General features: G+C 49.2%; 15 protein-coding genes. 10 read left to right on the plus strand and 5 right to left on the minus strand.

What is annotated here, in order from left to right; genetic code table 11:
* Position 1: 1 nt before the first annotated feature.
* The 3 genes from cadA (at position 2) to lysS (ending at position 5,419) form a co-directional block, all read left to right on the plus strand.
* A complete protein-coding gene (cadA, locus tag AACU19_RS14060) occupies positions 2-2,149 on the plus strand; it encodes a lysine decarboxylase CadA (RefSeq protein WP_001353520.1) in 2,148 nt (715 codons plus the stop codon).
* Positions 2,150-2,207: 58 nt separating this feature from the next.
* On the plus strand, positions 2,208-3,665 hold the full coding sequence (gene dtpC / locus AACU19_RS14065; protein WP_105279063.1) for a dipeptide/tripeptide permease DtpC: 1,458 nt from the start codon (positions 2,208-2,210) through the stop codon (positions 3,663-3,665).
* Positions 3,666-3,901: 236 nt separating this feature from the next.
* The gene (lysS, locus tag AACU19_RS14070) at positions 3,902-5,419 is read left to right on the plus strand and encodes a lysine--tRNA ligase (protein ID WP_000003806.1); all 1,518 of its coding nucleotides are present in this window, start codon (positions 3,902-3,904) and stop codon (positions 5,417-5,419) included.
* A 118-nt stretch (positions 5,420-5,537) separates the two neighbouring features.
* Here the strand turns inward: lysS and ghoT are convergent, their stop codons facing one another.
* The 4 genes from ghoT to yjdI all read right to left on the minus strand — a co-directional run bounded on the left by ghoT (position 5,538) and on the right by yjdI (position 6,778).
* Positions 5,538-5,711: a type V toxin-antitoxin system toxin GhoT gene (ghoT, locus tag AACU19_RS14075; protein ID WP_001173343.1), complete on the minus strand. Its 174-nt coding sequence runs from the start codon at positions 5,709-5,711 to the stop codon at positions 5,538-5,540.
* A 27-nt stretch (positions 5,712-5,738) separates the two neighbouring features.
* Positions 5,739-6,035 (minus strand): type V toxin-antitoxin system endoribonuclease antitoxin GhoS, encoded by a 297-nt coding sequence (gene ghoS / locus AACU19_RS14080; RefSeq protein WP_000398619.1) that lies wholly within the window; start codon positions 6,033-6,035, stop codon positions 5,739-5,741.
* A 228-nt stretch (positions 6,036-6,263) separates the two neighbouring features.
* Positions 6,264-6,536 carry a GNAT family N-acetyltransferase gene (locus AACU19_RS14085; protein WP_105279064.1) on the minus strand — a complete coding sequence of 91 codons (273 nt, stop codon included), beginning with the start codon at positions 6,534-6,536 and terminating at the stop codon, positions 6,264-6,266.
* Between the two features lie 11 nt (positions 6,537-6,547).
* Positions 6,548-6,778 (minus strand): 4Fe-4S mono-cluster protein YjdI, encoded by a 231-nt coding sequence (gene yjdI, locus AACU19_RS14090; RefSeq protein ID WP_105279065.1) that lies wholly within the window; start codon positions 6,776-6,778, stop codon positions 6,548-6,550.
* Between the two features lie 180 nt (positions 6,779-6,958).
* On the opposite strand from yjdI, the gene AACU19_RS14095 reads away from it, so the two are divergent.
* The 5 genes from AACU19_RS14095 (at position 6,959) to AACU19_RS14115 (ending at position 13,711) form a co-directional block, all read left to right on the plus strand.
* Complete coding sequence (locus AACU19_RS14095; RefSeq protein ID WP_001216477.1) at positions 6,959-8,590, plus strand: sensor histidine kinase; 1,632 nt, start codon at positions 6,959-6,961, stop codon at positions 8,588-8,590.
* On the plus strand, positions 8,587-9,306 hold the full coding sequence (gene dcuR / locus AACU19_RS14100) for a two-component system response regulator DcuR (protein ID WP_000611290.1): 720 nt from the start codon (positions 8,587-8,589) through the stop codon (positions 9,304-9,306). The genes AACU19_RS14095 and dcuR overlap by 4 nt, the downstream gene beginning before the upstream one ends.
* Positions 9,307-9,873: 567 nt before the next feature.
* Positions 9,874-11,214 (plus strand): anaerobic C4-dicarboxylate transporter DcuB, encoded by a 1,341-nt coding sequence (dcuB, locus tag AACU19_RS14105; RefSeq protein ID WP_000899522.1) that lies wholly within the window; start codon positions 9,874-9,876, stop codon positions 11,212-11,214.
* A 77-nt stretch (positions 11,215-11,291) separates the two neighbouring features.
* Complete coding sequence (gene fumB / locus AACU19_RS14110; protein WP_105279066.1) at positions 11,292-12,938, plus strand: class I fumarate hydratase; 1,647 nt, start codon at positions 11,292-11,294, stop codon at positions 12,936-12,938.
* Positions 12,939-13,060: 122 nt separating this feature from the next.
* Positions 13,061-13,711, plus strand: coding sequence for a DUF2238 domain-containing protein (locus AACU19_RS14115; protein ID WP_000198764.1), 651 nt, complete (start codon positions 13,061-13,063; stop codon positions 13,709-13,711).
* Here the strand turns inward: AACU19_RS14115 and melA are convergent.
* Positions 13,708-15,063, minus strand: a complete 1,356-nt coding sequence (gene melA / locus AACU19_RS14120; RefSeq protein WP_000986594.1) for an alpha-galactosidase — start codon at positions 15,061-15,063, stop codon at positions 13,708-13,710. The genes AACU19_RS14115 and melA overlap by 4 nt on opposite strands.
* A 258-nt stretch (positions 15,064-15,321) precedes the next feature.
* Between melA and melR the strand changes: the two genes are divergently transcribed.
* Positions 15,322-16,254 (plus strand): transcriptional regulator MelR, encoded by a 933-nt coding sequence (melR, locus tag AACU19_RS14125; protein ID WP_258727800.1) that lies wholly within the window; start codon positions 15,322-15,324, stop codon positions 16,252-16,254.
* 198 nt (positions 16,255-16,452) lie between these two features.
* Positions 16,453-18,720 carry an arginine decarboxylase gene (gene adiA, locus AACU19_RS14130; RefSeq protein WP_077627124.1) on the plus strand — a complete coding sequence of 756 codons (2,268 nt, stop codon included), beginning with the start codon at positions 16,453-16,455 and terminating at the stop codon, positions 18,718-18,720.
* The last annotated feature ends 22 nt before the right edge of the window (positions 18,721-18,742 follow it).

Here is an 18,742-nt window from a genome sequence, read left to right on the forward strand (position 1 = left end):
TATGAACGTTATTGCAATATTGAATCACATGGGGGTTTATTTTAAAGAAGAACCCATCCGTGAACTTCATCGCGCGCTTGAACGTCTGAACTTCCAGATTGTTTACCCGAATGACCGTGACGACTTATTAAAACTGATCGAAAACAATGCGCGTCTGTGCGGTGTTATTTTTGACTGGGATAAATATAATCTCGAGCTGTGCGAAGAAATTAGCAAAATGAACGAGAACCTGCCGTTGTACGCGTTCGCTAATACGTATTCCACTCTCGATGTCAGCCTGAATGACCTGCGTTTACAGATTAGCTTCTTTGAATATGCGCTGGGTGCTGCTGATGATATTGCTAACAAGATCAAGCAGACCACTGACGAATATATCAACACTATTCTGCCTCCGCTGACCAAAGCACTGTTTAAATATGTTCGTGAAGGTAAATATACTTTCTGTACTCCTGGTCACATGGGCGGTACTGCATTCCAGAAAAGCCCGGTAGGTAGCCTGTTCTATGATTTCTTTGGTCCGAACACCATGAAATCTGATATTTCCATTTCAGTATCTGAATTGGGTTCTCTGCTGGATCACAGCGGTCCGCACAAAGAAGCAGAACAGTATATCGCTCGCGTATTTAACGCAGACCGCAGCTACATGGTGACCAACGGTACTTCCACTGCGAACAAAATTGTTGGTATGTACTCTGCTCCGGCAGGCAGCACCATTCTGATTGACCGTAACTGCCACAAATCGCTGACCCACCTGATGATGATGAGCGATGTTACGCCAATCTATTTCCGCCCGACCCGTAACGCTTACGGTATTCTTGGTGGTATCCCACAGAGTGAATTCCAGCACGCTACCATTGCTAAGCGCGTAAAAGAAACACCAAACGCGACCTGGCCGGTACATGCCGTAATTACTAACTCTACCTATGATGGCCTGCTGTACAACACCGACTTCATCAAGAAAACACTGGATGTAAAATCCATCCACTTTGACTCCGCGTGGGTGCCTTACACCAACTTCTCACCGATTTACGAAGGTAAATGCGGTATGAGCGGTGGCCGTGTAGAAGGGAAAGTGATTTACGAAACCCAGTCTACTCACAAACTGCTGGCGGCGTTCTCTCAGGCTTCCATGATCCACGTTAAAGGTGATGTAAACGAAGAAACCTTTAACGAAGCCTACATGATGCACACCACCACTTCTCCGCACTACGGTATCGTGGCGTCCACTGAAACCGCTGCGGCGATGATGAAAGGTAATGCTGGTAAGCGTCTGATCAACGGTTCCATTGAACGTGCGATCAAGTTCCGTAAAGAGATCAAACGCCTGAGAACGGAATCTGATGGCTGGTTCTTTGATGTATGGCAGCCGGATCATATCGATACCACTGAATGCTGGCCGCTGCGTTCTGACAGCTCCTGGCACGGCTTCAAGAACATCGACAATGAGCACATGTATCTTGACCCGATTAAAGTCACCCTGCTGACCCCGGGGATGGAAAAAGACGGCACCATGAGCGACTTTGGTATTCCGGCCAGCATCGTGGCGAAATACCTCGACGAACATGGCATCGTTGTTGAGAAAACCGGCCCGTATAACCTGCTGTTCCTGTTCAGCATCGGTATTGATAAGACCAAAGCATTGAGTCTGCTGCGTGCTCTGACTGACTTCAAACGTGCGTTCGACCTGAACCTGCGTGTGAAAAACATGCTGCCGTCTCTGTATCGTGAAGATCCTGAATTCTATGAAGATATGCGTATTCAGGAACTGGCTCAGAATATCCACAAACTGATTGTTCACCACAATCTGCCGGATCTGATGTATCGCGCATTTGAAGTTCTGCCGACAATGGTTATGACTCCGTATGCGGCATTCCAGAAAGAGCTGCACGGTATGACCGAAGAAGTTTACCTCGACGAAATGGTAGGTCGTATTAACGCCAATATGATCCTTCCGTATCCGCCGGGAGTTCCTCTGGTAATGCCGGGTGAAATGATCACCGAAGAAAGCCGTCCGGTGCTGGAGTTCCTGCAGATGCTGTGTGAAATCGGCGCTCACTATCCGGGCTTTGAAACCGATATTCACGGTGCATACCGTCAGGCTGATGGTCGCTATACCGTTAAGGTATTGAAAGACGAAAGCAAAAAATAATTAGCTCGTACAAGGGAAGTGGCTTGCCACTTCCCTTTTTTGCTCATAAGGAGAACACATGAAAACACCCTCACAGCCGCGCGCGATATACTATATCGTGGCGATCCAAATCTGGGAGTACTTCAGTTTTTACGGCATGCGTGCCTTACTCATTCTCTATCTCACCCATCAGCTTGGTTTTGATGATAACCATGCCATCAGCCTGTTCAGCGCATATGCATCTCTGGTTTACGTTACCCCTATTCTCGGCGGCTGGCTTGCCGACCGCCTGCTCGGCAATCGTACTGCGGTAATTGCCGGCGCGCTGTTAATGACCCTTGGCCATGTAGTGCTGGGCATTGATACAAATTCAACCTTTAGCCTGTATCTGGCGCTGGCAATCATTATTTGTGGCTACGGTTTATTCAAATCAAACATCAGCTGTTTGCTTGGCGAGCTCTACGACGAGAACGATCATCGACGTGATGGCGGTTTTTCGCTGCTGTATGCTGCGGGCAATATCGGTTCTATCGCAGCCCCCATCGCCTGCGGCCTGGCTGCTCAGTGGTATGGATGGCATGTTGGCTTTGCCCTTGCGGGTGGCGGCATGTTTATCGGTTTGTTGATTTTCTTAAGCGGTCATCGTCATTTCCAGTCAACGCGTAGTATGGATAAAAAAGCGCTCACTCGCGTGAAATTTGCCTTACCGGTATGGAGCTGGTTAGTGGTGATGCTCTGTTTAGCCCCAGTATTTTTTACCCTACTGCTGGAGAACGACTGGTCCGGATATTTGCTGGCGATCGTTTGCCTTATTGCTGCACAAATCATTGCCCGCATGATGATCAAATACCCCGAACACCGTCGTGCTCTTTGGCAAATAGTATTGTTGATGCTTGTCGGAACGTTGTTCTGGGTACTGGCACAACAGGGCGGCAGCACCATCAGCTTGTTTATCGATCGCTTTGTGAATCGTCAGGCATTCAATATTGAAGTGCCGACTGCGCTATTCCAGTCAGTGAATGCGATTGCAGTGATGCTCGCTGGGGTTGTTCTGGCCTGGCTGGCGTCGCCAGAAAGCCGCGGCAATTCAGCATTGCGCGTCTGGCTGAAGTTTGCCTTTGGCTTACTGCTGATGGCTTGTGGCTTTATGTTGCTGGCATTTGATGCCCGACATGCAGCGGCTGGCGGTCAAGCGTCAATGGGCGTGATGATATCCGGGCTGGCGCTAATGGGCTTTGCCGAACTCTTTATTGACCCGGTGGCGATTGCGCAAATCACGCGTCTGAAAATGTCTGGCGTATTAACCGGTATTTATATGCTGGCAACAGGCGCGGTCGCCAACTGGCTGGCAGGCGTCGTGGCACAGCAGACGACAGAGTCGCAAATTAGCGGAATGGCAATTGCAGCTTACCAGCGATTCTTTTCTCAGATGGGAGAGTGGACGTTGGCTTGTGTCGCGATCATCGTCGTATTGGCCTTTGCTGCCCGTTATCTGTTTAGCACACCAACCAATATGATACAGGAGAGTAACGATTAACTGCTTTAAAAACAATTTGTTATGAATTAACAGGCTTTCAGTTTATCACACTGACAAATCGAGATTAATAAGTTATTTAAACCATCTTGTTGGTTATTTATTAGTGATATCAACTTGAGGTAAGCGTTAGTTTCGATAAGATAAACTGAGTTATTAATAGTCGAGGCAGATAATACAGTGTACCGATCTGTCTCTTTATCTACGCTAAATTGAAAGCTGGATTTAGAGGAACCAAAATGTCTGAACGAGAAACACGGGGAGCCAATGAGGCTATTGATTTTAACGATGAACTGAGAAATCGCCGCGAAAAACTGGCAGCACTGCGTCAGCAAGGTGTGGCGTTTCCTAATGATTTTCGCCGCGACCATACCTCTGACCAGTTGCACGAAGAGTTTGATGCGAAGGATAACCAGGAACTGGAATCCTTAAACATTGAAGTCTCGGTTGCTGGCCGAATGATGACCCGTCGTATCATGGGGAAAGCCTCCTTTGTAACGTTGCAGGATGTCGGTGGCCGTATTCAACTGTACGTTGCACGAGATAGCCTGCCAGAAGGTGTTTATAACGATCAGTTTAAAAAATGGGACCTCGGCGACATTATCGGTGCCCGCGGTACGCTGTTTAAGACGCAAACGGGTGAGCTTTCCATTCACTGTACTGAGTTACGCCTGCTGACTAAGGCACTGCGTCCATTGCCGGATAAATTCCATGGCTTACAGGATCAGGAAGTCCGTTATCGTCAACGTTATCTGGACCTCATCGCTAACGATAAATCCCGTCAAACGTTTGTTGTCCGTTCAAAAATTCTGGCCGCTATCCGCCAGTTCATGGTCGCGCGCGGCTTTATGGAAGTAGAAACCCCGATGATGCAGGTAATTCCAGGTGGGGCATCTGCTCGCCCGTTTATTACCCATCATAATGCTCTGGATTTGGATATGTACCTGCGTATTGCGCCGGAGCTATATCTGAAACGTCTGGTTGTAGGTGGTTTTGAACGGGTATTCGAAATCAACCGTAACTTCCGTAATGAAGGTATTTCTGTTCGTCATAATCCTGAGTTCACGATGATGGAACTCTACATGGCGTATGCGGATTACCACGATTTGATTGAACTGACGGAATCACTGTTCCGCACTCTGGCACAAGAGGTACTGGGTACCACTAAAGTCACTTATGGCGAGCATGTGTTTGATTTCGGCAAACCGTTTGAAAAACTCACCATGCGCGAAGCAATCAAAAAATATCGTCCAGAAACCGATATGGCGGACCTGGATAATTTTGATGCTGCTAAAGCATTAGCTGAATCTATCGGAATTACGGTAGAGAAAAGCTGGGGGCTGGGACGCATTGTCACGGAGATCTTTGATGAAGTGGCAGAAGCACATCTGATTCAGCCAACCTTTATCACGGAATATCCGGCAGAAGTGTCACCGCTGGCGCGCCGTAATGATGTTAACCCGGAAATCACCGACCGTTTTGAATTCTTCATCGGTGGTCGTGAAATTGGTAATGGTTTTAGCGAATTAAACGACGCAGAAGATCAGGCGGAACGTTTCCAGGAACAGGTTAACGCTAAAGCTGCAGGTGACGACGAAGCCATGTTCTATGACGAAGATTACGTGACTGCGCTGGAATATGGTCTGCCGCCAACCGCGGGTCTGGGTATTGGTATCGACCGAATGATTATGCTGTTTACTAACAGTCATACTATTCGCGACGTTATTCTCTTCCCGGCGATGCGTCCACAGAAATAAATTTCATTTTAACGAACGAAGCAGTCAGACGACTGCTTCGTTCGTCGTTCCACAAATCCAGTTTCGAGGAGAGACGCTTCGTTTCAAGATAACCAGCGGGTCCACTCAACTACAGCTCCTAAAAGAGAGAAAAAAGTAATGCCACAGGCAGACTCATTGGCCAGGTTATTCCGACCAGAAATGCACTAAGTAAACGAATATGTGTTTTCTCATGTGAGATAAACCAGATAATTACAAAGGATATGTTCACACCAATCACATAAAAAATTAATATTTTAGAGAATAGTGCCATTTTTTATGTTCTTCTTATCCTTCCTGACTACTTGTAAAACTGACGGAAATAGTCATCAACGGTCATAATGTTGAGGTCAAAATCAATATCCGGTAAGTCTAAGCATTTGAGCCTGATTAAATCTTCGATTTCACTTGCGGCTAACGATGTCGTTATTGCGAAGGAATTTTCATTCAATTGTCGTGGTATCCCATATTCATCAGCCACGATAGAGGAGAAATTCATATCATACATCAATGATCTTAACCTTAAGAACACTGAGGAATAAGATGATGGATAATCAAAAGAAACAACATAAGTATTGAACTTGTTTTTACCTTCCATAATATGACTCCTATCAATATTAAACGCTCTGGGGACGCACAACTTATTAACCCCGATCGATGATTCTCATATAGGAGATATTCTTTTTTTTTTGCTCAGTAAAGGGGATGACTTGGGACAAGAAAACGCTCTCTCTGACCATTCTTTGTGCATCCCCCTACCCTTCAGATTCTCTCCTGCATCACACCGCGGAGAGCAAGAAAAATATCGTGACTCTGTACTCTCCCATCAACTGCGAATATCATCATACTCACGCGTTTTATCAAATTCGTGTTTCGCAAATGGGCATAGTGGGATAATTTTTCGTTTTTCCTTACGCATTTTTTCCACGACTTTCGCAACCAGCTGTTTACCAATCCCCTGTCCTTTCAGGCTTTCATCGACATCGGTATGTTCGATAATCGCTAAATTCTCGCCGGTCGGCACAAAGACAATTTCAGCGATTTGCTTGCCCTGTTCGTCATTAATGTAAAATTTATTGTGGCCTTCGCGTATTTCCATTTTACCCTCGCTTATTTATGACGGTATTTCAGCGCGCCGCTCGGGCACGTATCAATCACTTTAACCACAGTGGTGACGTCAACTTCATCCGGCATGATCCACGGCTTTCGTTTGAGATTAAATAACCTGCCGTTGCCACGTACGCAATTGCCAGAATGCTGACATATTGCAGTGTTGAAATAGACCTCGATCTTTTCGCCGGTATAACAGCGATAACCCCCGTCCAGTAGCGCCTGATCCATGACCTTCCCTCTCTCATCAGTATGGTTTTCACTATAAGCATAGCCCCGGAATCTTCATACAGCACTGGCAGTTTCCGTTGCCAGAGTCTCTTCCCCTATATAGCCAATCATTCTTACTCCCTTTGAATTACCCGCCTCATCAGAGATAATGCTTAAGAAATTTGTCACACAAGGAAGCTGATGAGACATTCATTGCCCTACCGTATGTTACGCAAACGTCCGATGAAATTGAGTACCACTGTGATCTTAATGGTCAGCGCGGTACTGTTCTCGGTGCTATTGGTGGTGCATCTGATTTACTTCTCGCAAATCAGTGATATGACGCGAGACGGGCTAGCCAACAAGGCACTGGCAGTGGCGCGTACTCTCGCCGACTCGCCGGAAATCCGTCAGGGCTTGCAGAAAAAACCGCAGGAGAGCGGCATCCAGGCCATCGCGGAAGCCGTGCGCAAACGCAACGATCTGCTGTTTATTGTCGTTACCGATATGCAAAGTCTTCGCTACTCGCATCCTGAAGCCCAGCGTATTGGTCAGCCATTTAAAGGTGATGACATCCTTAAAGCGCTGAATGGCGAAGAAAATGTCGCTATCAATCGCGGTTTTCTGGCGCAGGCTTTACGCGTATTTACCCCCATCTACGATGAAAATCATAAACAAATTGGCGTGGTGGCGATCGGCCTTGAGTTAAGTCGCGTGACCCAACAGATCAATGACAGTCGCTGGAGCATCATCTGGTCGGTATTATTTGGCATGCTGGTCGGGCTGATTGGCACCTGCATTCTGGTTAAGGTACTGAAAAAAATCCTTTTCGGCCTGGAACCCTACGAAATCTCCACGCTGTTTGAGCAACGCCAGGCCATGTTGCAGTCGATCAAAGAAGGCGTCGTTGCCGTGGACGATCGCGGCGAGGTCACGCTGATCAACGATGCCGCACAAGAATTGCTGAATTACCGTAAGTCGCAGGACGATGAGAAACTGTCGACGCTAAGCCACTCGTGGTCACAGGTGGTAGATGTCTCGGAAGTGTTACGCGACGGTACCCCGCGGCGCGACGAAGAGATTACGATTAAAGACCGGCTATTACTGATCAACACCGTTCCGGTGCGCAGTAATGGCGTTATCATCGGTGCCATTTCAACCTTCAGGGACAAAACTGAAGTACGTAAACTGATGCAGCGACTCGATGGTCTGGTCAACTATGCTGACGCACTTCGTGAACGATCCCACGAATTTATGAATAAATTGCATGTGATTCTCGGATTATTGCATCTGAAGAGTTATAAGCAGTTGGAAGATTACATTCTCAAAACAGCCAATAACTATCAGGAAGAGATTGGCTCTCTGCTGGGTAAGATCAAATCTCCGGTTATCGCTGGTTTTTTAATCAGCAAGATTAACCGCGCGACCGATTTAGGCCATACGCTGATTTTAAACAGTGAAAGCCAGCTGCCAGACAGCGGCAGTGAGGACCAGGTCGCGACGCTGATTACCACGTTGGGAAATCTGATAGAAAACGCGCTGGAAGCATTAGGGCCGGAACCCGGTGGCGAAATTAGCGTAACATTGCACTACCGTCACGGCTGGCTGCACTGTGAAGTTAACGATGATGGACCGGGGATCGCACCCGACAAAATCGATCACATTTTTGACAAAGGTGTCTCGACAAAAGGAAGCGAGCGAGGCGTCGGTTTAGCACTTGTCAAACAACAGGTAGAAAATCTCGGCGGCAGCATCGCCGTGGAATCGGAACCCGGGATTTTCACACAATTTTTTGTCCAGATACCCTGGGACGGGGAGAGGTCGAACAGATGATCAATGTATTAATTATCGATGACGACGCAATGGTCGCGGAGCTGAATCGCCGATACGTGGCACAAATCCCAGGCTTTCAATGCTGTGGAACGGCCTCGACGCTGGAGAAAGCCAAAGAGATTATCTTCAATAGCGATACGCCTATCGACCTGATATTGCTCGATATCTATATGCAAAAAGAGAACGGGCTCGATTTACTGCCTGTTCTGCATAATGCGCGTTGCAAAAGTGATGTGATTGTTATCTCTTCCGCTGCCGATGCCGCAACCATTAAAGATTCGCTGCATTACGGAGTCGTGGATTACCTGATCAAACCCTTCCAGGCTACCCGCTTTGAAGAGGCGCTCACCGGCTGGCGGCAAAAGAAAATGGCGCTGGAAAAACATCAGTATTATGACCAGGCCGAGCTTGATCAGCTAATCCACGGCAGCAGCTCCAACGAGCAGGATCCTCGTCGCTTGCCAAAAGGCTTAACGCCGCAGACGTTACGCACGCTGTGCCAGTGGATTGACGCGCATCAGGACTATGAGTTTTCAACCGACGAGCTGGCTAATGAGGTTAACATCTCGCGTGTTTCCTGCCGTAAATATCTCATCTGGCTGGTCAACTGCCACATCTTGTTCACCAGTATCCATTATGGCGTCACAGGTCGTCCGGTTTATCGTTATCGTATTCAGGCAGAACATTACTCACTACTTAAACAATATTGCCAATAACGATCACGGTTATCTGTAAGTAATAATTATTACAGTAATGCAAAATACCCCTGGCACAAGTTACATCGTTTATCAGTAAAACTTGTGCCAGATCAAATATAATTACCCCTCTCTCACCGCTGAAATTAATATCTCTTCGGATGAACGGTGTTTTTAATTTCAAAACGCTAACAAAAGTTAATTAACTATTATGTCGCCCGCATTATGTGTATTTTTACCCACAAATGGGTAGTTAAGAATAATCTATAAACCTGATGATACCTACCCTGAGAACAAAAAATATACCGATAAGTATCAATAAGATAGTAGCAAACAAAACATTAACATCTGCGTAGTACAAACTATAAACCCATCGCCAGAGAGTATTTCTCTCTGAAAAAACCGCTTATCACAGTGCATAAATTTGCCGCTGCTTTAATCAGCCAATATTCACTGTGAGGTATTTACTCAAGCCGGTAACGACCAAACGGATATTTAGTCAAGCTCTGAAAACAGTTCATACAAAACAGAACGTGACTGTGATCTATTCAGCAAAAATTTAAATAGGATTATCGCGAGGGTTTACACATGTTATTTACTATCCAACTTATCATAATACTGATATGTCTGTTTTATGGTGCCAGAAAGGGTGGTATCGCGCTGGGTTTATTAGGCGGTATCGGCCTGGTCATTCTGGTCTTTGTCTTCCACCTTCAGCCAGGTAAACCACCGGTTGATGTCATGCTGGTTATCATTGCGGTGGTGGCGGCATCGGCGACCTTGCAAGCTTCGGGCGGTCTTGATGTCATGCTGCAAATTGCCGAGAAGCTGCTGCGCCGTAACCCGAAATATGTCTCAATTGTCGCGCCGTTTGTGACCTGTACGCTGACCATTCTTTGCGGTACGGGTCATGTGGTTTACACCATTCTGCCGATCATCTACGACGTTGCTATTAAGAACAACATCCGTCCGGAACGTCCGATGGCGGCAAGTTCTATCGGTGCACAGATGGGGATTATCGCAAGCCCAGTGTCGGTTGCGGTTGTATCTCTGGTTGCGATGCTGGGTAATGTCACCTTTGATGGTCGCCATCTTGAGTTCCTCGACCTGCTGGCAATCACCATTCCATCGACGTTAATCGGTATCCTGGCGATCGGTATCTTCAGTTGGTTCCGCGGTAAAGATCTGGATAAAGATGAAGAGTTCCAGAAATTCATCTCCGTACCGGAAAACCGTGAGTATGTTTACGGTGATACCGCGACGCTGCTGGATAAAAAACTGCCGAAAAGCAACTGGCTGGCAATGTGGATCTTCCTCGGGGCAATCGCTGTAGTTGCACTTCTTGGTGCTGATTCGGACCTGCGTCCATCCTTCGGTGGCAAACCGCTGTCGATGGTACTGGTTATTCAGATGTTTATGCTGCTAACCGGGGCGCTGATTATTATCCTGACCAAAACCAATCCTGCGTCTATCTCAAAAAACGAAGTCTTCCGTTCCGGTATGATCGCCATCGTGGCGGTGTACGGTATCGCATGGATGGCGGAAACCATGTTCGGTGCGCATATGTCTGAAATTCAGGGCGTACTGGGTGAAATGGTGAAAGAGTATCCGTGGGCCTATGCCATTGTTCTGCTGCTGGTTTCCAAGTTTGTAAACTCTCAGGCCGCGGCGCTAGCGGCGATTGTTCCGGTCGCGCTGGCGATCGGCGTTGACCCGGCATACATCGTGGCTTCAGCACCGGCTTGCTATGGTTATTACATCCTGCCGACTTATCCGAGCGACCTGGCAGCGATTCAGTTTGACCGTTCCGGCACCACCCACATCGGTCGCTTCGTCATCAACCACAGCTTTATTCTGCCGGGGTTGATTGGTGTGAGCGTATCGTGCGTCTTCGGCTGGATCTTCGCTGCGATGTACGGGTTCTTATAAATGCACTTTGCGTGCCGCCCGTGACTGCGCGGCACGCCATTTTCGAATAACAAATACAGAGTTACAGGCTGGAAGCTATGTCAAACAAACCCTTTATCTACCAGGCACCTTTCCCGATGGGGAAAGACAATACCGAATACTATCTACTCACTTCCGATTACGTCAGCGTTGCCGAATTCGACGGCGAAACTATCCTGAAAGTGGAACCAGAAGCCCTGACCATGCTGGCGCAGCAAGCCTTCCATGACGCTTCGTTCATGCTCCGCCCGGCACACCAGAAACAGGTTGCTGCTATTCTTCACGATCCAGAAGCCAGCGAAAACGACAAGTACGTGGCGCTGCAATTCTTAAGAAACTCAGAAATCGCCGCCAAAGGCGTGCTGCCAACCTGCCAGGATACTGGCACCGCGATCATCGTCGGTAAAAAAGGTCAGCGTGTGTGGACCGGCGGTGGCGATGAAGAAGCGCTGTCGAAAGGTGTCTATAACACTTATATCGAAGATAACCTGCGTTACTCACAAAACGCGCCGTTGGACATGTACAAAGAGGTCAACACCGGCACGAACCTGCCTGCGCAAATCGACCTGTACGCGGTAGATGGCGACGAATACAAATTCCTCTGCGTCGCCAAAGGCGGTGGCTCTGCCAATAAAACGTATCTCTACCAGGAAACCAAAGCCCTGCTGACTCCCGGCAAACTGAAAAACTTCCTCGTCGAGAAAATGCGTACACTCGGTACTGCAGCCTGCCCGCCGTACCATATCGCGTTTGTGATTGGCGGTACGTCTGCGGAAACCAACCTGAAAACCGTCAAGTTAGCAAGCGCTCACTATTATGATGAACTGCCGACGGAAGGGAACGAAAATGGTCAGGCGTTCCGCGATGTCCAGCTGGAACAGGAACTGCTGGAAGAGGCCCAGAAACTCGGTCTTGGCGCGCAGTTTGGTGGTAAATACTTCGCGCACGACATTCGCGTTATCCGTCTGCCGCGTCACGGCGCATCCTGCCCGGTAGGTATGGGCGTCTCCTGCTCCGCTGACCGTAACATTAAAGCGAAAATCAACCGCGAAGGTATCTGGATCGAAAAACTGGAACACAATCCAGGCCAGTACATTCCACAAGAACTGCGTCAGGCCGGTGAAGACGAAGCGGTGAAAGTCGACCTTAACCGCCCGATGAAAGAGATCCTCGCCCAGCTTTCGCAATACCCGGTATCCACCCGTTTGTCGCTCACCGGCACTATTATCGTGGGTCGCGATATTGCACATGCCAAGCTGAAAGAGCTGATTGACGCTGGTAAAGAACTGCCGCAGTACATCAAAGATCACCCGATCTACTACGCGGGTCCGGCGAAAACGCCTGCCGGTTATCCATCAGGTTCACTTGGCCCAACCACCGCAGGTCGTATGGACTCCTACGTGGATCTGCTGCAATCCCACGGCGGCAGCATGATCATGCTGGCGAAAGGTAACCGCAGTCAGCAGGTTACCGACGCGTGTCATAAACACGGCGGCTTCTACCTCGGTAGTATCGGCGGCCCGGCGGCGGTACTGGCGCAGCAGAGCATCAAGCATCTGGAATGCGTCGCTTATCCGGAGCTGGGTATGGAAGCTATCTGGAAAATCGAAGTAGAAGATTTCCCGGCGTTTATCCTGGTCGATGACAAAGGCAACGACTTCTTCCAGCAAATCGTCAACAAACAGTGCGCGAACTGCACTAAGTAACCTCTTCGGCCCAGCGCCTGGCAGCATGCTGCCAGGTGATCCCCCTGGGCCACCTCTTTTGCGATTGTAATTTCACGCTTGCTGGTGAATAGTCAGTATTTTCCCTGACTTGCGAACTCACCATGACCCGCACACTCAAGCCGTTAATTCTTAACACCGGCGCACTGGCGCTAACGTTAATCCTGATTTATACCGGCATTTCGGCCAATGACAAACTCACCTGGCTGATGGAAGTGACACCGGTGATTATTGTCGTGCCGCTACTTCTTGCCACCGCTAAACGTTATCCGTTAACGCCGCTGCTCTATACGCTCATTTTCTTTCACGCCATCATCCTGATGGTCGGCGGGCAATACACCTACGCGAAAGTCCCCGTTGGTTTTGAGGTGCAGGAATGGCTGGGGTTGAGCCGTAATCCGTATGACAAGCTGGGGCATTTTTTCCAGGGGCTGGTGCCTGCACTGGTGGCGCGAGAAATTCTCGTTCGCGGGATGTACGTGCGCGGACGTAAAATGGTGGCGTTTCTGGTCTGCTGCGTGGCGCTGGCGATAAGCGCGATGTATGAATTAATCGAGTGGTGGGCAGCGCTGGCAATGGGTCAGGGAGCGGATGATTTTCTCGGTACCCAGGGCGACCAATGGGACACACAATCCGATATGTTCTGCGCGCTACTTGGTGCATTAACTACGGTGATATTCCTTGCTCGCTTTCATTGCCGCCAGCTACGGCGCTATGGCTTGATAACCAGAGCGCCGGAGGCGATTACCTCTTAACGGTGTAACCAGCCTGGCAGCCAGTCGCCGTGGGCGGCAATCAGGTCGTCAATAAGAGCATAGATTTCATCAATGCCCAGCACGGCAGCGGTATGTGGGTCCATCATCGCGGCATGGTAAACACGGTCGCGATTTTCTGTGAGAATGGCTTCCGTCAGCAGCGTCTGTACGTTGATGTTGGTTTGCATCAGGGCGGCCAGATGCGAAGGTAGCGTACCGACTTTGGTCGGCTGAATGCCATTAGCATCAACTAAACAGGCCACTTCCACGCAACATCCTTGTGGCAGGTTATCAATCAAACCATCGTTACGGACGTTGCCATAAATCACACTCGGCTCGCCAGTCCAGATAGCGTTCATGATTGTGCTGGCATATTCCCGTGACGGTTTAATATCAATCCGGGAGGCGTTCTTATACTCCTCCAGCTCTTTATGCCAGTTCGCCAGCTGCTCGACGCAGCGTTTCGGGTACTCATCCAGCGGTACTTTATAACGCTCAATCAAATCCTCACGACCTGGCTTAATAAACCACGGCGTGTACTCAGCAAAATGTTCTGACGATTCCGTGACGAAGTAGCCCAGCTTTTTGAACATTTCATAGCGCACAATATTCTGGCAGCGAGTATTGCCATGAATATTCGGCTTCGGTGCCTGCCCTGCGTCATACGCTGCCAGCAGTTCTGGGTAGAGATTCACGTAACTGCCGTCGGCGGTTTTGCGCTCCAGTTCCAGGTAAAACGCCATATGGTTGATACCCGCGCAACGGTAACGCAACGTAGCCGGGTCGATATTGAGGTCACGCGCCAGCTCTTCCGCCGTTCCCTGCACCGAATGGCACAGCCCTACCTGTTTGATATGCGGATAGCGGGCATACATCGCCCAGGTATTCATCGCCATTGGGTTAACATAGTTGAGCATAGTGGCATCGGGGCAGACTTCCGTCATGTCCTCGCAAATTTGCCACAGGTGCGGAATGGTACGTAGCGCGCGCATAATACCGCCCGGCCCCAACGTATCGGCAATGGTTTGTTCCAGACCGTGGCGCTTACAGACCTCGAAATCAGTCACCGTGCAAGGTTCATAACCGCCAATCTGAAATGCCACCACGACAAAATCGGCATCCTGTAAGGCTTCTTTCTGTTGGGTGTGGCAGGTGATTTTGCCGCTGGCCCCTGCTGAATCCATCAGCTTGCGCACCACAATGTGCGACTCTTCCAGGCGGATGGGATCAATGTCCATCAGGGCAATATGCGCCGTTTTTAGCGCTTCGCGATGGAACACATCACCAAGAATATTTTTAACGAAAATCGTCGAACCAGCGCCGATAAATGTAATTTTAGGTGCAGACATCATGCAGATCTCCTGGCTTGCTTGAATAACTTCATCATGGCAGGCGAATCTGCAGAAAACCTCCGGCTTCCAGGTTGAGCATTCCCATAAACTCAGATCCTGCGTGAAGTGTCAGTAAATCTGAGTTTATGGGAATAAATTACCTGAAAAGCAGAGTTTTCGGCCTCATGGTACTCGGATGATCCCTTCGCCCCTCTGGCAAGAGGACGAAAACCGTGCTCCCACTCGCAGTCATCCTCCCTCACTCCTGCCATAATTCTGATATTCCAGGAAAGAGAGTCATCCATGAATACAGATACGTTTATGTGCAGCAGCGACGAAAAACAGACCCGCAGCCCGCTGTCGCTGTATTCGGAATACCAGCGGATGGAGATTGAGTTTCGCGCACCGCATATCATGCCCACCAGCCACTGGCATGGTCAGGTCGAAGTGAATGTGCCTTTCGATGGCGATGTGGAATACCTGATCAACAATGAAAAAGTGAGTATCAATCAGGGACATATCACGCTGTTCTGGGCCTGTACACCGCACCAACTAACAGATACCGGAACCTGTCAGAGCATGGCGATTTTTAATCTGCCGATGCATCTGTTTCTCTCCTGGCCGCTGGATAAAGACCTGATTAACCACGTCACTCACGGTATGGTGATCAAATCACTGGCGAAACAGCAACTTAGCCCGTTTGAAGTGCGCCGCTGGCAGCAGGAATTGAACAGTCCGAATGAGCAAATCCGCCAACTCGCCATTGATGAAATTGGCATGATGCTCAAGCGATTTAGCCTCTCTGGTTGGGAACCGATTCTGGTCAATAAAACCTCGCGCACACACAAAAACAGCGTCTCGCGCCATGCGCAATTTTATGTCAGCCAGATGCTGGGCTTTATTGCCGAAAACTATGATCAGGCGCTGACCATCAACGATGTGGCTGAGCACGTCAAACTTAACGCCAACTATGCAATGGGGATATTCCAGCGGGTCATGCAATTGACGATGAAACAGTACATTACCGCGATGCGCATCAACCACGTTCGCGCGTTACTGAGCGATACCGATAAAAGTATTCTCGATATTGCCCTGACGGCAGGCTTTCGTTCGAGTAGCCGTTTTTACAGCACGTTCGGCAAATATGTCGGCATGTCACCGCAACAATACCGCAAACTTAGTCAACAGCGCCGCCAGACGTTTCCCGGCTAAAGACGATATCAGTATCAGCCAAAAAAATAGTTTAGCCGTCGATAATAAGCAGTGAAAATAAATCAAAATAATCACATAACATATTGTTTATAAAAATGAATATTTAAAAAATGTTTGTTTTTCATGCGCTTTACAGCCCGAAAAGGCCGGAAGATACTTGCCCGCAACGAAGATTCCTTCATAACCGGGTAAGCAATGATGAAAGTATTAATTGTTGAAAGCGAGTTTCTCCATCAGGACACCTGGGTCGGTAACGCCGTTGAGCGTCTGGCAGATGCTTTAAGCCAGCAAAATGTTACCGTGATTAAATCCACCTCCTTTGATGATGGCTTTGCCATTCTCTCTTCAAACGAAGCCATTGACTGCCTGATGTTCAGCTATCAAATGGAACATCCGGACGAACATCAAAACGTCAGACAATTGATCGGTAAGCTTCATGAGCGCCAACAAAACGTGCCGGTCTTCCTGTTGGGCGATCGGGAAAAAGCCCTCGCCGCAATGGACCGAGATCTGCTGGAGCTTGTCGATGAATTCGCCTGGATTCTGGAAGATACCGCCGACTTTATCGCCGGACGCGCCGTTGCCGCAATGACCCGCTACCGCCAGCAGCTGTTGCCGCCACTGTTCAGCGCGCTGATGAAATATAGCGACATCCATGAATATTCCTGGGCAGCGCCAGGCCACCAGGGCGGCGTTGGCTTTACCAAAACACCCGCCGGACGTTTCTACCATGACTACTATGGTGAAAATCTGTTCCGCACCGACATGGGCATCGAACGGACTTCCCTCGGTTCTTTGCTTGACCATACTGGCGCATTTGGCGAAAGCGAAAAATATGCCGCACGCGTATTTGGTGCCGATCGCTCCTGGTCGGTAGTCGTCGGTACTTCCGGCTCTAACCGTACCATCATGCAGGCTTGCATGACCGATAACGATGTAGTGGTCGTTGACCGTAACTGCCATAAATCCATCGAACAAGGCTTGATGCTGACGGGCGCGAAACCGGTCTACATGGTGCCAAGCCGCAACCGCTACGGCATTATCGGGCCAATCTATCCGCAGGAAATGCAACCTGAAACCTTGCAGAAGAAAATCAGTGAAAGCCCGCTGACCAAAGACAAAGCCGGGCAAAAACCGTCTTACTGCGTGGTAACCAACTGCACCTATGACGGCGTGTGTTATAACGCTAAAGAAGCGCAGGATCTGCTGGAAAAAACTTCCGATCGTCTGCACTTTGACGAAGCCTGGTACGGCTATGCACGTTTCAACCCGATCTATGCCGATCACTATGCCATGCGCGGTGAACCTGGCGATCACAACGGTCCTACCGTTTTCGCCACCCACTCAACCCACAAACTGCTGAATGCGCTGTCACAGGCCTCTTACATTCATGTGCGTGAAGGTCGTGGGGCGATTAACTTCTCCCGCTTCAACCAGGCATACATGATGCATGCCACCACCTCCCCGCTGTATGCCATCTGTGCATCTAACGACGTGGCGGTGTCGATGATGGACGGCAACAGTGGCCTGTCACTGACCCAGGAAGTGATCGACGAAGCGGTTGATTTCCGTCAAGCGATGGCACGGCTGTATAAAGAGTTCACCCATGACGGTAGCTGGTTCTTCAAACCGTGGAACAAAGAAGTGGTCACCGATCCACAAACCGGCAAAACCTACGACTTTGCTGACGCGCCAACCAAACTGCTGACCACCGTTCAGGACTGCTGGGTAATGCATCCGGGCGAAAGCTGGCACGGCTTCAAAGATATTCCGGATAACTGGAGTATGCTCGACCCAATTAAAGTCAGCATTCTCGCACCGGGAATGGGTGAAGATGGTGAACTGGAAGAAACCGGTGTTCCGGCGGCGCTGGTCACTGCCTGGCTTGGTCGCCACGGCATTGTGCCTACCCGCACCACTGACTTCCAAATTATGTTCCTGTTCTCTATGGGCGTAACCCGTGGGAAATGGGGAACTCTGGTTAACACCCTTTGCTCCTTCAAACGCCACTACGACGCCAACACACCGCTGGCGCAGGTCATGCCGGAACTTGTTGAACAATATCCTGACACTTACGCGAATATGGGGATTCACGATCTGGGTGACACCATGTTTGCCTGGCTAAAAGAAAATAACCCTGGCGCACGGTTGAACGAAGCCTATTCCGGCCTGCCGGTGGCGGAAATCACCCCGCGTGAAGCGTACAACGCAATTGTCGATAACAATGTCGAACTGGTATCCATTGAAAATCTGCCTGGACGCATCGCGGCAAACTCAGTTATCCCGTATCCGCCAGGAATCCCGATGCTACTGTCTGGTGAAAACTTCGGCGATAAAAACAGTCCACAGGTAAGTTATTTACGCTCCCTGCAATCCTGGGACCATCATTTCCCTGGATTTGAACACGAAACTGAAGGGACTGAAATTATTGACGGTATTTACCACGTCATGTGTGTGAAAGCGTAACCACTATTCCGCTGAAGGCGTA

Source organism: Escherichia sp. MOD1-EC4550 (assembly GCF_963876935.1).
In the GTDB taxonomy this organism is placed as follows: domain Bacteria; phylum Pseudomonadota; class Gammaproteobacteria; order Enterobacterales; family Enterobacteriaceae; genus Escherichia; species Escherichia coli_F.

What these genes read in the sequence shown, in the direction of transcription:
- dcuR (WP_000611290.1), top strand. Translation starts at nt 8,587, where the DNA reads ATGATCAATGTATTAATTATCGATGACGACGCAATGGTCGCGGAGCTG.
- dtpC (WP_105279063.1), top strand. Translation starts at nt 2,208, where the DNA reads ATGAAAACACCCTCACAGCCGCGCGCGATATACTATATCGTGGCGATC.
- adiA (WP_077627124.1), top strand. Translation starts at nt 16,453, where the DNA reads ATGAAAGTATTAATTGTTGAAAGCGAGTTTCTCCATCAGGACACCTGG.
- melA (WP_000986594.1), bottom strand. Translation starts at nt 15,063, where the DNA reads ATGATGTCTGCACCTAAAATTACATTTATCGGCGCTGGTTCGACGATT.
- lysS (WP_000003806.1), top strand. Translation starts at nt 3,902, where the DNA reads ATGTCTGAACGAGAAACACGGGGAGCCAATGAGGCTATTGATTTTAAC.
- AACU19_RS14115 (WP_000198764.1), top strand. Translation starts at nt 13,061, where the DNA reads ATGACCCGCACACTCAAGCCGTTAATTCTTAACACCGGCGCACTGGCG.
- AACU19_RS14095 (WP_001216477.1), top strand. Translation starts at nt 6,959, where the DNA reads ATGAGACATTCATTGCCCTACCGTATGTTACGCAAACGTCCGATGAAA.
- ghoT (WP_001173343.1), bottom strand. Translation starts at nt 5,711, where the DNA reads ATGGCACTATTCTCTAAAATATTAATTTTTTATGTGATTGGTGTGAAC.
- ghoS (WP_000398619.1), bottom strand. Translation starts at nt 6,035, where the DNA reads ATGGAAGGTAAAAACAAGTTCAATACTTATGTTGTTTCTTTTGATTAT.
- cadA (WP_001353520.1), top strand. Translation starts at nt 2, where the DNA reads ATGAACGTTATTGCAATATTGAATCACATGGGGGTTTATTTTAAAGAA.
- yjdI (WP_105279065.1), bottom strand. Translation starts at nt 6,778, where the DNA reads ATGGATCAGGCGCTACTGGACGGGGGTTATCGCTGTTATACCGGCGAA.
- fumB (WP_105279066.1), top strand. Translation starts at nt 11,292, where the DNA reads ATGTCAAACAAACCCTTTATCTACCAGGCACCTTTCCCGATGGGGAAA.
- dcuB (WP_000899522.1), top strand. Translation starts at nt 9,874, where the DNA reads ATGTTATTTACTATCCAACTTATCATAATACTGATATGTCTGTTTTAT.
- AACU19_RS14085 (WP_105279064.1), bottom strand. Translation starts at nt 6,536, where the DNA reads ATGGAAATACGCGAAGGCCACAATAAATTTTACATTAATGACGAACAG.